This window comes from Agromyces agglutinans (genome assembly GCF_009647605.1).
In the GTDB taxonomy this organism is placed as follows: domain Bacteria; phylum Actinomycetota; class Actinomycetes; order Actinomycetales; family Microbacteriaceae; genus Agromyces; species Agromyces agglutinans.
In genome coordinates, this window is sequence record NZ_WJIF01000017.1 from 1 (window position 1) to 13,730 (window position 13,730).

The 13,730-nt window shown below is 74.5% G+C and carries 12 protein-coding genes and 1 tRNA gene; 6 read left to right on the top strand and 7 right to left on the bottom strand.

Annotation, left to right across the window (positions count from 1 at the left end):
- The 7 genes from GE115_RS17800 to GE115_RS17830 all read right to left on the bottom strand — a co-directional run.
- Positions 1-316, bottom strand: a 316-nt coding sequence (locus GE115_RS17800) for a Rho termination factor N-terminal domain-containing protein (protein ID WP_312855359.1), incomplete at its 3' end; no start/stop codon positions are given.
- A 239-nt stretch (positions 317-555) separates the two neighbouring features.
- Positions 556-1,521 (bottom strand): homoserine kinase, encoded by a 966-nt coding sequence (thrB, locus tag GE115_RS17805; protein WP_153686105.1) that lies wholly within the window; start codon positions 1,519-1,521, stop codon positions 556-558.
- Positions 1,518-2,615, bottom strand: a complete 1,098-nt coding sequence (thrC, locus tag GE115_RS17810) for a threonine synthase (RefSeq protein ID WP_312855360.1) — start codon at positions 2,613-2,615, stop codon at positions 1,518-1,520. Before thrC ends, thrB begins: the two co-directional genes overlap by 4 nt.
- Positions 2,612-3,919 carry a homoserine dehydrogenase gene (locus GE115_RS17815; RefSeq protein ID WP_153686106.1) on the bottom strand — a complete coding sequence of 436 codons (1,308 nt, stop codon included), beginning with the start codon at positions 3,917-3,919 and terminating at the stop codon, positions 2,612-2,614. Before GE115_RS17815 ends, thrC begins: the two co-directional genes overlap by 4 nt.
- The gene (lysA, locus tag GE115_RS17820) at positions 3,916-5,334 is read right to left on the bottom strand and encodes a diaminopimelate decarboxylase (protein ID WP_312855361.1); all 1,419 of its coding nucleotides are present in this window, start codon (positions 5,332-5,334) and stop codon (positions 3,916-3,918) included. The genes GE115_RS17815 and lysA overlap by 4 nt, the downstream gene beginning before the upstream one ends.
- 168 nt (positions 5,335-5,502) lie before the next feature.
- Positions 5,503-6,246 (bottom strand): LmeA family phospholipid-binding protein, encoded by a 744-nt coding sequence (locus GE115_RS17825; RefSeq protein ID WP_153686107.1) that lies wholly within the window; start codon positions 6,244-6,246, stop codon positions 5,503-5,505.
- 2 nt (positions 6,247-6,248) lie between these two features.
- Positions 6,249-7,922 carry an arginine--tRNA ligase gene (locus tag GE115_RS17830; RefSeq protein ID WP_312855362.1) on the bottom strand — a complete coding sequence of 558 codons (1,674 nt, stop codon included), beginning with the start codon at positions 7,920-7,922 and terminating at the stop codon, positions 6,249-6,251.
- A 39-nt stretch (positions 7,923-7,961) separates the two neighbouring features.
- Between GE115_RS17830 and GE115_RS17835 the strand changes: the two genes are divergently transcribed.
- The 6 genes from GE115_RS17835 to GE115_RS17860 all read left to right on the top strand — a co-directional run bounded on the left by GE115_RS17835 (position 7,962) and on the right by GE115_RS17860 (position 13,678).
- Entirely contained in the window at positions 7,962-8,591 is a 630-nt protein-coding gene (locus GE115_RS17835; protein ID WP_153686109.1) for an iron ABC transporter ATP-binding protein, read from the top strand.
- A 7-nt stretch (positions 8,592-8,598) separates the two neighbouring features.
- Entirely contained in the window at positions 8,599-9,735 is a 1,137-nt protein-coding gene (locus GE115_RS17840) for an ROK family transcriptional regulator (protein WP_153686110.1), read from the top strand.
- 74 nt (positions 9,736-9,809) lie between these two features.
- Positions 9,810-9,882 (top strand) — tRNA-Arg (locus GE115_RS17845).
- A 227-nt stretch (positions 9,883-10,109) separates the two neighbouring features.
- Positions 10,110-10,643: a sigma-70 family RNA polymerase sigma factor gene (locus GE115_RS17850; RefSeq protein ID WP_312855363.1), complete on the top strand. Its 534-nt coding sequence runs from the start codon at positions 10,110-10,112 to the stop codon at positions 10,641-10,643.
- Positions 10,630-11,511: a hypothetical protein gene (locus GE115_RS17855; RefSeq protein ID WP_153686111.1), complete on the top strand. Its 882-nt coding sequence runs from the start codon at positions 10,630-10,632 to the stop codon at positions 11,509-11,511. The genes GE115_RS17850 and GE115_RS17855 overlap by 14 nt, the downstream gene beginning before the upstream one ends.
- Before the next feature lie 127 nt (positions 11,512-11,638).
- Positions 11,639-13,678, top strand: coding sequence for a TPM domain-containing protein (locus GE115_RS17860; RefSeq protein ID WP_153686112.1), 2,040 nt, complete (start codon positions 11,639-11,641; stop codon positions 13,676-13,678).
- Positions 13,679-13,730: the final 52 nt, after the last annotated feature.

The following is a 13,730-nucleotide window of genomic DNA, read 5'->3' on the forward strand; positions in this document are numbered from 1 at the left end:
CGGGCTCCGCCGGCGCGGCCGGCTCGGCGGCCGCTTCGGCGGGCGCCGCGGCCGGCTCTGCCGGAGCGGTCGCCTCCGCGGACTCGGATGCCTCGGCGACGGCTTCGGCCGGCGCCGGTGCCTCGACCGGCGCCTCGGCCGCCGCCGTCTCACCGGCCTGGGCCGTGGAGATCAGCTCGACGAGCTCGCCCTTGCGGCGCTTGGAGGCGCCGGGGATGCCGAGGGAGTTCGCGAGCTCGACGAGCTCGGCGACCTTCATGGCGCTGAGCCGAGCAGGGGTCACGGCGCCCACGAGGGATTCAGGTGCGTTGGTCACTGGAATGTGGTCCTTTCCCCCGGTAGCAGGGGGTACCCGCCGGGAGACCTGGTCGCCATGCGGATCGGGACGTTGCGCGCGGTGGCGCGAACCCACGCGTGGCGAGAGCAAGATTGCTGGGAATCGCACGATGCGGCTGGAAACGCGTTCGATGCGTTCACTGCCGGGTGCTCGTCCAGCGTACCACCGCGAACGCGTCGGATCGGAATCGCGACGCGCCGCCTGTGGAACTTCGGGGTTCAGCGGTGCTGCGGCACCGCGGTCGCGCCCTTGAAGTCGACGGCGAGCGGCAGCGCCTGCCACGCGGTGTCGGCCGACTCCTCGACGAGCCGCACCGCGTCGGCGCGTTCGCTCGGGTCGCTCGCGAGCACGAGGATCGACGGGCCGGCCCCCGACACGACGGCGGGATGCCCCGCCGCGCGCAGCGCCTTGATCAGCCGGTCGGTCTCGGGCATCGCCTCGGCGCGGTACGACTGGTGCAGCTTGTCTTCAGTCGCCTGCAGCAGCAGCTCGGGGCTCTGGATGAGCGCCGCGACGAGCAGGGCCGACCGGGAGACGTTGAAGACCGCGTCCTCGTGCGGGACGGATGCGGGCTGCAGCGAGCGGGCGAGCGCGGTCGACATCTCGTGCTCGGGCACGAGCACGAGCGGCGCGACGCCGCGGTGCACGATGAGCTTCTTGTGGCGCGGGCCCTCGGGCGTGGTCCAGGCGATCGTGAGGCCTCCGAACAGCGCTGGCGCCACGTTGTCGGGGTGGCCCTCGAGCTCGGTCGCGAGCTCGAGCAGGTCGTCGGCCGTGAACGACTCGGCGCCTTCGAGGAGCCCAGAGGCCGCCATCACGCCCGCGACGATCGCGGCGCCCGAGGAGCCGAGCCCGCGGCCGTGCGGGATCGCGTTGTGCGCGACGAGCCGGATGGGCGGCAGTTCGTAGCCGCGGCGTGCGAAGGCGTGCGCCATCGCGCGCACCACGAGGTGGGACGCGTCGAGCGGCACCTCGCCCTCGCCGACCCCGTGCACCTCGATCTCGAGGCCGGGCTGCTCGAGCACCGTCACGTCGAGTTCGTCGTACACCGCGAGCGCGAGCCCGAGCGTGTCGAAGCCGGGGCCGAGGTTGGCGCTCGTCGCGGGAACCTTGACGTGCACCGAGCGCCCCGCGAGGCCGTCGGCCGCACGGAGCCCGCCGGCGACCGCGGCGGCCGCGGTCATGACGCGAGCCCGAGCACGGCCGCGATCTGCGCGACGTCGACCGGCACGATGGTCGGCGCGACGTCGCCGCCAGCGGGGTCGCGGAGGGCCCACTGGGGGTCTTTCAGGCCGTGGCCCGTGACCGTGAGCACGACCCGGGAGCCGGCAGGCACGTCGCCGGCCTCGGCCCGCTCGAGCAGGCCCGCGACCGAGATCGCCGACGCGGGCTCCACGAAGATGCCGACCTCGGCGGAGAGGATGCGCTGGGCCTCGAGGATCTTGTCGTCCTCGATGGCGCCGAAGTACCCGTCGGTCTCGTCGCGCGCGGCGAGCGCGAGCTCCCACGACGCGGGGTTGCCGATGCGGATGGCGCTCGCGATGGTGTCGGGGTCCTTCACCGGCTCGCCGCGCACGATCGGCGCGGAGCCCGCCGCCTGGAACCCGAGCATGCGGGGCATCCGAGTCGAGTTGCCGGCCGCGAGGTCTTCACGGTAGCCGCGCGTGTAGGCCGTGTAGTTGCCGGCGTTGCCGACCGGGATGAAGTGCAGGTCGGGGGCGTCGCCGAGCACCTCGACGACCTCGAACGCGGCGGTCTTCTGCCCCTCGATGCGGTCGTTGTTGACCGAGTTGACGAGGTGCACCGGGTAGTTGGCGGCGAGGTCGCGGGCGATGTCGAGGCAGTCGTCGAAGTTGCCCTGCACCTGGAGGAGCTGGGCGTTGTGCGCGATCGCCTGGCTCAGCTTGCCCATCGCGATCTTGCCCTCGGGCACGAGCACGGCCGCCGTGATGCCGGCGTGGGTCGCATACGCGGCCGCGGAGGCCGAGGTGTTGCCGGTCGACGCGCAGATGACCACCTTCGCGCCGCCCTCGACCGCCTTGGTGACGGCCATGGTCATGCCGCGGTCCTTGAACGAGCCGGTCGGGTTCATGCCCTCGAACTTCACCCACACGTCGGCGCCCGTGCGACGCGAGAGCGCCGGCGCCGGCAGCAGCGGCGTGCCGCCCTCGCCGAGGGTCACGACGGGCGTCGCCGCGGTCACGTCGAGCCGGTCGGCGTACTCGCGGATGACGCCCCGCCACTGGCGGGAGTTCGGCTTGGGGGTGGGCTGGTTCACACTGCTCCTTCGACTCGGAGGACGGATGCCACGGACACGACGACGGGAGTGTCGGCGAGGGTCGCGACGGTGTCGGCGAGCGCCTGCTCGGTCGCCTGGTGGGTGCCGATCACCAGCGTAGCCGTGCCGCTCTCGGCGACGGTCTGCTGCATGGTCTCGACGGAGACGCCGTGGTCGGCGAAGACGTGCGCGATGGCGGCGAGCACGCCCGGCTCGTCGCTGACCTCGAGGGTGATCGAGTAGCTCGTCGTGATGCGCCCGATGGGCAGCACGGCGAGATCGGCGTGGGTGGACTCGCTCGTGCCCGGCCCGCCGACGACGTGGCGCCGGGCGATCGCGACGAGGTCGCCGAGCACGGCCGAGGCGGTCGGCACGCCGCCGGCACCCGCGCCGTAGAACATGAGCGGGCCGGCGGCGGATGCCTCGACGAAGACCGCGTTGTTGGCGCCGCGGACCGCCGCGAGGGGGTGCTCGCGCGGCACGAGCGCCGGGTACACGCGCACCGAGATGCCCGCCTCGCCCGACTCGGGGTCGGCCAGGCGCTCGCAGATCGCGAGCAGCTTGACGACGTAGCCCGCGCGCCGCGCGGATTCGACCTGCGCGGCCGTCACGCCCGTGATGCCCTCGCGGTGCACGGACTCGACCGGCACGCTCGTGTGGAAGGCGAGGCTCGCGAGGATCGTCGCCTTCTGCGCGGCGTCGTAGCCGCCGATGTCGGCGGTCGGGTCGGCCTCCGCGTAGCCGAGCTCGGTCGCCGTCGCGAGGGCGTCCTCGAGCGAGGCGCCGGTCGTGTCCATGCGGTCGAGGATGTAGTTCGTCGTGCCGTTCACGATGCCGAGGATGCGCTCGATGCGATCGCCCGCGAGGCTCTCGCGCAGGGGGCGGATGATCGGGATGGCGCCGGCGACGGCCGCCTCGTACGAGAGCTGGGCACCCACCTGCTCGGCGGCCGCGAACAGCTCGGCGCCGTGCGCGGCGAGCAGCGCCTTGTTGCCGGTGACGACGTCGGCGCCCGACGCGATCGCCTGCAGCACGAGCGTGCGCGCGGGCTCGATGCCGCCCATCAGCTCGATCACGATGTCGGCGCCCAGGATGAGCCGGGGCGCGTCGGTCGTGAACAGCTCCCGCGGCAGGTCGGCGTCGCGCTTCGCGTCGACGTCGCGCACGGCGATGCCGACGAGCTCGATGCGGGCGCCGATCCGGGCGGTCAGCTCGTCGCCGTGCTCGAGCAGCAGGCGCGCGACCTGCGAGCCGACCGAGCCGGCACCGAGCAGCGCCACGCGGATGGAGCGGTATTCGATCATTCGGGGGTTCCTCCGGTCACGGTGGCGTCGGCGGATGCCTCGATGCCCGCGTCGCGCGCGAGCAGGTCGGCCTCGGTCTCGCCGCGGACGATGACGCGCGCCGCGCCGTCACGGACGGCGACCACGGCCGGCCTCGGGACGTGGTTGTAGTTGCTCGCGAGCGACCAGCAGTAGGCGCCGGTGGCGGCCACGGCGACGAGATCGCCGGGTGCGACGTCGTGGGGCAGCCAGTCGGCGTCGACGACGATGTCGCCCGACTCGCAGTGCTTGCCCGCGACGCGCACGAGCGCGGCCGGGGCATCCGAGGTGCGCGACGCGAGGCGCACCGTGTACGCGGCGCCGTAGAGCGCCGTGCGGGCGTTGTCGCTCATGCCGCCGTCGACGGAGACGTAGTGCCGCCAGCCGTCGTCGGTCGGCACGGGCTTGATGGTGCCGACCGTGTACAGCGTGACGCCCGCGGGCCCCACGATCGAGCGCCCCGGCTCGAACGCGAGGCGCGGCACCGGCACGTCGTGCGCGGCGCAGGCCGCCTCGACCGCGCGGGCGATGCCGCCGGCGATGAGTTCGATCGGCGCCGGGTCGTCGGCCTCGGTGTACGCGATGCCGAAGCCGCCGCCCAGGTTCAGCTCGGGTAGCGGCGCGACGCGCGCGAGCTCGGCATGCACCGCCATGAGCCGCTCGGCGGACTCCGCGAACCCGGCCGAGTCGAAGATCTGGGAGCCGATGTGGCAGTGCAGGCCGAGGAAGTCGAGCGACTCGTGCGAGCGGATGCGGGAACCGAGCTCGAACGCCCGATCGAGCGGCACCCCGAACTTCTGGTCTTCATGCGCCGTCGCGAGGAACTCGTGCGTCGAGGCGTGGACCCCGCTGTTCACGCGCAGTCGCACGCGCTGCACGCGGCCGGCGCGGGCCGCGGCATCCGCCACCCGCTCGATCTCGATCTCGCTGTCGATGATGATGGCGCCGACGCCGACCGAGACGGCGCGCTCGATCTCGGCGAGCGACTTGTTGTTGCCGTGGAAGCCGAGGCGCCCCGGGTCGGCGCCCGCGGCGAGCGCGACGGCGAGCTCGCCGCCCGTGCACACGTCGACGGCGAGGCCCTCGTCGAGCATCCAGCGCACGATGGCGGCCGAGAGGAACGCCTTGCCCGCGTAGTAGACGGTGGCGTCGCTGCCGATCGAGCGCGCCGCGCCGGCCAGCGCGTCGCGGAAGCGCACGGCGCGACCGCGGACGACCCGCTCGTCGAGCACGTAGAGGGGGGTGCCGAACCGCTCGGCGAGCGCGACCGCGTCGACGCCGCCGAGCACGAGGCGGCCGCGGTCGTCGCGAGTCGCGCCTTCGGGCCAGACGGCGGGAGCGAGCGCGTTCGCATCGGCCGGCGCGGCCGGGACGGCTGCGGAAACGGTGGATGCCACGGAAGACCTCACTGGGACGGATGGAACGAATCGATCACTCGGTCGGCGAGCGAACCCGGATCGGTTCCTGAAGCCAGCGTGGTCGGCCCTTGTGGGGCGACGCACCCGAGCGAGTCTAATCGGGGCGCGTGGCGCCGCCGAATCGGATGACGCCGGGGAACGTCGACGTCAGTCGCAGCTGCCGCGGGCCGAGAGGTGCTCCTCATCGAGCACGAGGCCGGTCGCCTCGAGCCGGACCTCGGCGACCCCGGGCGAGGCCGTGACGCCCGACACCTCGACCCCCTCGGGGAGCGACTCGGCGGTGCACACGGTCAGCGGGTCGCCGCCGAGCACGCGGTCGGTGACCTGCGAGAGGTCGATGGTCGCGCCGCCCGCACCGACCTCGACCGAGACCGGGCGCAGCAGCACGCGGTCGCCCGCGGCCTCGGGCTCCGCCGTCGCCGAGTAGCGGAACGGGATGCCGAGGACCTCGACGGTGCCGTCGTAGCCGACGACGCCGTCGCCCAGCGTGAAGCCGCCTGGCACGCCCTGCGCCACGGCGAGCGTGTTGAGGGATGCCTCGTCGATGCGGATCGTCGCGTCGATGCGGCCGACCGGCTGCGCGAGGTCGAGCGGGACGTCGTGCGCGACGACGTCGACGACCATCGGCGCACCGTCGACGACGAGCTCGGGCGCGTGCAGCTCGACCTGCTCGGCGCGCCCTCCGAGCGATTGGAGGAGCACCGAGAACCCGCCGACCTTCGCATTCACGTCGCCCGAGACGCCATCGGGCAGCTGCTCCTCGACGGCCTCGGCGATGCGCTGCTCGGCGGCGGTGCGCACGAGCACGTCGGCGAGCACCAGGCCGCCGGCGACGACCACGACGACACCGCCGGCGATGAGCCAGCCGCGAGCCGAGCGCCCGAGCGCCACGGTCACATCCGCTCGGGCGCCGAGACGCCGAGCAGGTCGAGGCCGTTGCGGATGACCTGGCCGGTCGCGTCGTTCAGCCACAGGCGGGTGCGGTGCAGGTCGCCGATCGGCTCGTCGCCGAGCGGGAGCACCCGGCAGTTGTCGTACCAGCGGTGGTAGAGGCCCGCGAGCTCCTCGATGTAGCGCGCGACGCGGTGCGGCTCGCGCAACTCGGCCGACTGCGCCACGATCCGCGGGAACTCCTGCAGGGCGCCGAGCAGGGCCGACTCGGTCTCGTGCTCGAGCAGCTCGGGCGCGAAGCTCGAGCGGTCGACGCCGACGGAAGCCGCGTTGCGGTCGACTGCGCAGGTGCGCGCGTGGGCGTACTGCACGTAGAAGACGGGGTTGTCGTTCGTGCGGCGCGTGAGGATCTCGGGGTCGATCGTCAGCGGCGAGTCGGCCGGATAGCGGGCGAGGGTGTACCGCAGCGCGTCGGTGCCGAGCCAGGCCTGCAGGTCGTCGAGCTCGATGATGTTGCCCGCGCGCTTGGACAGCTTCGCGCCGTTGATGCTCACGAGCTGGCCGATGAGCACCTCGATGTCGCGCTCGGGGTCGTCGCCGGCGGCACCGGCGAGCGCCTTGAGGCGGTGCACGTAGCCGTGGTGATCGGCGCCCAGCAGGTAGATCTTGTGGTCGAAGCCGCGGTCGCCCTTGTCGAGGTAGTACGCGGCGTCGGCGGCGAAGTAGGTGTAGACGCCGTTGCCGCGGCGGATGACCCGGTCCTTGTCGTCGCCGAAGTCGGTCGTGCGCACCCAGACGGCTCCGCCGTCGTCGAACACGTGGCCCTGGGCGCGCAGGCGCTCGACCGCGGTGTCGACGTCGGACAGCCCGTCGTCGCCCTTCTGCTGGAGGCGGCGCTCGCTCGTCCACACGTCGAAGTGCACATTGAAGCGGTCGAGCGAGGCGCGGATCTCGGCGAGCTGGAGCTCGTACGCGATCTCGGTCGCCGTGTGCAGTGCGACCTCGTCGTCGAGCGAGAGCAGGTTGGGCTCGCGCTCGAGCACATGCGCCGCGAGGTCGGCGATGTAGCTGCCCGGGTAGCCGCCCTCGGGCGTGGGCTCGCCCTTGGCCGCGGCGAGCACCGAGCGGCCGAAGGTCTCCATCTGGCTGCCGGCGTCGTTGATGTAGTACTCGTTGGCGACATCGGCGCCCGCGGCGCGAAGCACCCGCGAGATCGCGTCGCCGAGCGCGGCCCACCGGGTGTGGCCGATGTGCAGGGGGCCCGTGGGGTTGGCCGACACGAACTCGAGGTTGATGCGCCGGCCCGCCTGGCTGTCGCCGCGACCGAAGGCGGCCCCCGCCTCGACGATCGTGCGGGCCAGTTCGCCGGCCGCCGCGGCGTCGAGCCGGATGTTGATGAACCCGGGGCCGGCGACCTCGGCGCTCGCCACGCCGTCGACCGCGGCGAGGCCCGCGGCGAGCTCGGCGGCGAGCTCACGCGGGTTCGCCCGGAGCGGCTTCGCGATGCGCAGCGCGATGCTCGATGCCCAGTCGCCGTGCTCGCGCAGCTTGGGCCGCTCGAGCGTCACCTGCTCGGGCGCCAGCTCGAGCACGACCTCGTCGCCCGCGGCTCGCCGACGCTCGACGAGCGTGGTCACGAGGTCGTGCAGGGCGAGCGAGAGATCGGCTGGAGTCACCCGCAAATCCTACCCGCGCGCATTGATAGGGTTCGTCACATGCTGCGCCTGCCCCGATCCGCCCGAGCCCGCGTGGCGGGCGCCCTGCTGGCCGCCGCCTCGATCTGCCTGCTCGCCGCGTGCGGCAGCTCCGGGCCCGAGGCATCCGAATCGGCGGAGCCGTCGACGTCCGCATCGGCGACGCCGACCGACGGCGCGACCGAGACGCCGGCCGAGCCCGGGCCGTCCGAGGAGCCCTCCGAGCCGTTCGCGATCGCGTGCGAGACGCTGCTCACGCCCGAGCAGGTCTACGCGTTCAACCCGAACTTCGGCACCGACCCCGGGTACGACCCGTCGGCGGCGAGCATCGTCGCGGTGGTCGACGAGGGCGGCACCGCGTGCGCGTGGCTGAACCAGACGAGCGGCGAGGTCATCGAGATCGCGGTCGCGACGCCGGCCGCCGGCGCGCTCGAGCGGCACGGCAACGACGCCGCCTCCTCCTTGAATCCCGTGCCCACGTACGGCACCCCGCCCGCCGTCGAGGGCTACTTCAAGCGCTCGGGGTCCACGGGCACTGCCCAGGTGTTCTCGGGACCGTACTGGGTCGTGCTCGAGTCCGACGCCCTGTTCGAGCCGGGCGACGCGCAGCAGCTCGTGCAGTCCGTGCTCGCCAACCTTCCCACGGCCTGATCCGCCCATGGCCGCGAGCACCAGCACCGGCACGCCGTCGTGGCTCGGCGCGGTGAACGACCGCGTCGGCCTCTCGGCGCTGCTCGACCACGGGCCGCTCACGCGCATCGGCATCTGCGAGATCGTCGGCGTCTCCAAGCCGACCGCGTCGCTCATGATGTCGCGGTTGATCGCCGCCGGCGTCGTCGAGGAGCAGGGCCTGCGGGCCGGTGCGCCCGGCCGCAACGCCGTGCTGTACGCGGCCCGCCTCGATCGTCCGCTCGGCGTCGCGGTCGACCTCGACGCGCACGAGCTGCGCGCGAGCGTGGTCGACGCCGCGGGCGGCGAGCACCCCGTCGTCCGCCGCGCGCTCCCCCGCGGGGCATCCGAACGCTCGGCCGAACGCGAGATCGCGCGCGCGATCGACGACGCGTGCGCCGCCGACTCGGCGGACCCCGCCGAGGTGCGAACCGTCTGCGTCGGCATCCCCGGCTACGTCGACCCGGGCGGGCGCGGCGAGCTGTTCACCGAGACGCTGCCCGGATGGCCCGTGCACGGACTCCACGACCGCCTCGAGCAGGCCCTCGGCCGCACGGTCTACATCGAGAACGACGTCAACCTGGCAGCGATCGCCGAGCGCCGGCACGGCGCGGGCCTCGACCACCGCGAGTTCGCACTGCTGTGGCTCGGCAACGGCGTGGGCGCCGCGTTCGACCTCTCGGGCGAGCTGTACCGCGGCACGTACGGTGGCGCCGGCGAGATCGGCTTCCTCCCGGTGCCCGCCGCCGCGGTCGAGATCGATCCCGACGCGCGCACCGTTCAAGACCTCGTCGGCGGCGCCGCGGTGCGCCGGGTGATCGCCGGCGACCGACCGACGGCCGACGAGCGCGAACGGCTCGCCGAGCGCATCGCCTGGGCGGCGCTGCCCCTGCTCGCGACGCTCGACCCCGGATGCCTCGTCCTCGCGGGGCCGAACGCCGCCCTCGGCGGACCCGAGCTCGCCGCCGCGGTCGAGGCCGCCGTGCGCCGCATCAGCCGCTGGTATCCGACCGTGCTCGCCACGGGAGTGATCGTCGATCCCGTGCTCGCCGGGGCGCGCGAGTTCCTGCGCGGACGCGTGCGCGAACAACTGCTGGACACCGTCGCACGGGTGGCCGTCGCCTGACCACGAGGTCGCCTTCGAGGGCCCCGCGATGGTCCGGGACTCGCGGCACGAGGTGGTAATGTCTCTAGCTGTGCGCCTCCGTAGCTCAGGGGATAGAGCGCCGGTTTCCGGTACCGTAGGTCGGGGGTTCGAATCCCTCCGGGGGCACGTTCGGGCGACATCCGTCGCCGGGTCGCGCTGATCGCGACGCACCGCACGAAAGAGCCTCGGCCATCGGCCGGGGCTCTTCGCGTTGCCGGGCACAGTGTCACCGGGGACCGCCTCGCCGTGCCCTCCGCCGCTCGCTACCCTGATCCCGACGACGCCCCAACGTTCCGGTCGCCTCGCACGTCGAAGAGGGTGACGGCGGAACGCCCGCCGTCGGGAGGAGCACGGTGACGGCCACCTGGGATGCCGTGGCGACGCGACTGGTCGCCGAGCGCGGGGACGCGCTCGTCCGGTACGCCTACCTGCTCACCGGCAGCGACGCCGACGCGGCCGATCTCGTGCAGGACGCGCTCGTGCGCACGTTCGGGCGCCCGCGTCCGCAGCTCACGCCCGACCGCGCCGAGGCGTACGTGCGGCGTGCCGTGCTGAACGCCGTGATCGACCGGTCGCGCCGCGAGGGCACGTGGCGGGGCATCCGTCACCTCGTCGCCGCGCCGAGCGCGATCGAGTCCTCGACGTCGGCGACCGACCTGCGGCTCGACCTCGCCGCACGCGTGCGCCGTCTGGCGCCGCGCCAGGCCGCCTGCATCGTCCTGCGCTACTACGAGGACCTCACGGTCGACCAGGTCGCGGCGACGCTCGGCATCAGCCCGGGGGCGGTCAAGCGGTACCTGTCGGACGCGCTGCGCGCGCTCTCCTCCGCACTCGAGCGCGACGGTTCGCCCCGCCAGCGGAGAGGAGGCGCCGATGTCCGCGCCTGATCCCGAGCACCTCCACGACGCCGACCTGCACCACGCGCTGGCCGGGTCGCTGCGCCGTGCCGCGGATGCCTCGTCGTCGCCGCCGATCGACGTCGACGCGGTGCTGCGGGGCACCCGCCTCGTGCGGCGACACCGGCGCAACGTGCTCGTCGGCGCCACGGCAACGGTCGCTGCGGTCATCGCGGGCGCCGGACTCTTCGCGGGCGTCGCGACGCTCGGCCCCTCGCCCGCATCCGACTCGACGATCGCGGTCGAATCCGCTCCCGACACGGGCGCGGACGCCGGCGCCGGCGCCGAGGCGGGCGAGGAGGCGGCGTCGGGCGTGGCGCCCGCCGACCAGCCGCCGTTCGCCGACGACGGCGTCGCGATCGCCGCCGTCTTCCGGTGCGGCGAGCCGATTCCCTCGCCGACGACCGCGACGGATGCCTCGGGCGGAGGGCTCGTGGCGACGGTACGCCCCGACGGCGCCGTCGTCGCCGGCACGACCGGCCGCGCGACGCTCGTGCTGGCCAACACGGGGGCCGGCTTCGTGACGGGCCGCGTCTCGGGCGCATCCGTCGCGGTGGTCGACGCCGGCGTGGCGGTGTGGCGCCCACCCGCGCGCGGCGCGGAGTCCGGCGCCGTCCCCGACGAGGCCGTGGGTCGTGCGATCGAGCTCGCTCCCGGCGCATCCGTCGAGCTGCCGGTCGAGTTCCGCACCGAACGCTGCGACGTCGACCAGGCATCCGAGGGCGGTTCGACGGGCGGCGCCCAGCCGCTCGCACCCGGCGCCTACGGCCTCGCCGCATCGGTGGCGATCGTGAGCGACGATCGCCCGGGCCTCCCCCTCGTCGTCGTGTCGGAGGTCGCCGCCCTCCCGGTGCACTGACGTCGCGCGAAGCGCGGCGAAGGCGAGACGGGCGCCTGCGGCGTGCGCCGACGCCGCTGCGCGGCCTAGACTCGGCATCGTCCGGTCTGAACGGGGGAACGCGCAGGTGCACAGGACGAGACGCTGGATGACCGCCGTCGCCGGAGCCGTGGTCGCCGCGGCGGCATGGACCGGGGTCACCGCCTCCCCCGCCTTCGCCGAGGACCCGGTGTCGTTCGGCGCGTCGCCGGTGGTCGACACGGCCGGCGTGCTCGGCGGCGACCTCGCAGACGTCGAGCAGGCGATCGACGAGGCCGCCGAGCGCAGCGGGCGCCAGCTGTTCGTCGCGTACGTGCCGACCTTCACGAACCCCGAGAGCGCCGTCGAGTGGGCCGCCGACACGGCGATCGCCAACAACCTCGGCGACGAGGACTACCTGCTCGCCGTCGCCGTCGACGGCCGGGCCTACTACCTGTCGGCTGCGAACGAGGCCTCGCTCTCGGCCGACGAGGTGCAGCGCATCTCGCTCGAGGTCGTCGAGCCCGAGCTCGTCGACGAGGACTGGGCGGGTGCGGCGATCGCCGCGGCCGACGCGATCGCGGGCGGCGGCTCCGGCGGCGGCCCCGGCTGGGGCTTCATCTGGTTCCTGGTCATCGCCGGCGTGATCGTCGTGGGCGTCGTGCTGCTGCTGGCCTGGCGCAAGCGCCGCCGCAACGCGGGCGCCGGTGCGGGCACCGGCGGTGCCGGTGCCCCCGCACCCGAGGTTCCCCTCGACGAGCTGCGCCGGCAGGCCGGCGGAGCCCTCGTCGGCGCCGACGACGCCATCCGCACGAGCGAGGAGGAACTCGGCTTCGCCGTCGCCTCCTACGGCGAGGAGGCGACGGCGCCGTTCCGCGAGGCGCTCGCGGCCGCGAAGGCCAAGGTCGCCGAGGCGTTCGGCCTGCAGCAGCGACTCGACGACGCCGAACCCGACACCGATGCCCAGCGTCGCGAGTGGTACGGCGGCATCCTGCGGCTGACGGGCGAGGCCGACGCCGCACTCGACGAGCAGGCGGCGCGATTCGACGAGCTGCGGGACCTCGAGCGCAACGCCCCGCAGGAGCTCGAGCGCGTGCGCCGCGCGGCCTCGCAGGCCGCCGCGCACGTGGCTCCCGCCTCGCAGCGGCTCGACGCGCTGCGCGCCCAGTACGCCGACTCGGCGCTCGCCGCCGTCGCCGACAATCCGGCGCAGGCCGAGTCGCGCCTCGGCTTCGCGCGCGCCGCCATCGACGAGGCCTCGGCCGCCCTGGGAGCCGGACGCGCGGGCGAGGCCGCCGTCGCGATCCGCGCGGGCGAGGAGGCCGTCGACCAGGCGACCGCGCTCTCCGGCGCGATCGAACGGCTCGCCGGCGACCTCGCGGCGGCCGACCAGGCCGTGGCGGCCGGCGTCGCCGACCTCGACCGCGACGTCGCGGAGGCCGGCGCGAATCCCGAAGGCGGACTCGCGGAGCTCGCGCGGTCCACCGCGGCCGAGGCCGCGGCCATCCGTGACGGTCTCGCGCAGCCCCGCCGCGACCCGCTCGCGCTGCACGCGCGCGTCGAGCGCGCGAACGCGGCCATCGACGCCGCCATCGGCTCCGTCCGAGCGGCGGCCGAGCAGGCGGCCCGCGTCGCCGCGCAGCTCGACCGCTCGCTCGTCACCGCACGCGCGCAGGTGCAGGCCGCGGAGGACTACCTCGTCGCGCGCCGGGGCGCGATCGGCGCCGAGGCGCGCACGCGCCTGGCCGAGGCCGGCCGCCACCTCGCGCTGGCCGAACAGGCTCGCGGCACCGACCCGGCCGCCGCGCTCGGCGACGCCCAACGCGCCGAGACCCTGGCGGCCGAGGCGATGCGCCTGGCCCAGCAGGACGTCGGCGGGTTCGGCGGGCTCGGGGGCCCCGCTGCGGGCCCGGGTGGCCAGGGCGGCTGGGGCGCGCCCACCGGCGGCGGGGGCGGTGGCGACCTGTTCGGCGCCGTGCTCGGCGGCATCCTGATCAACTCGGTCCTCGGCGGTGGAGGCGGCGGCGGCGGCTTCGGCGGCGGCTTCAGCGGAGGCGGCGGCGGGCGCAGCCGCGCCGGCTTCGGCGGAAGCTTCGGCGGAGGCCGCTCGGCCGGCAGCTTCGGCGGCGGCGGCACGCGCGGTCGGCGCGGAAGCGGAGGACGATTCTGACGAGGCATCCGCGCTGACCGCCCGCCCGGGGCATCCGGCACACCGACCACCA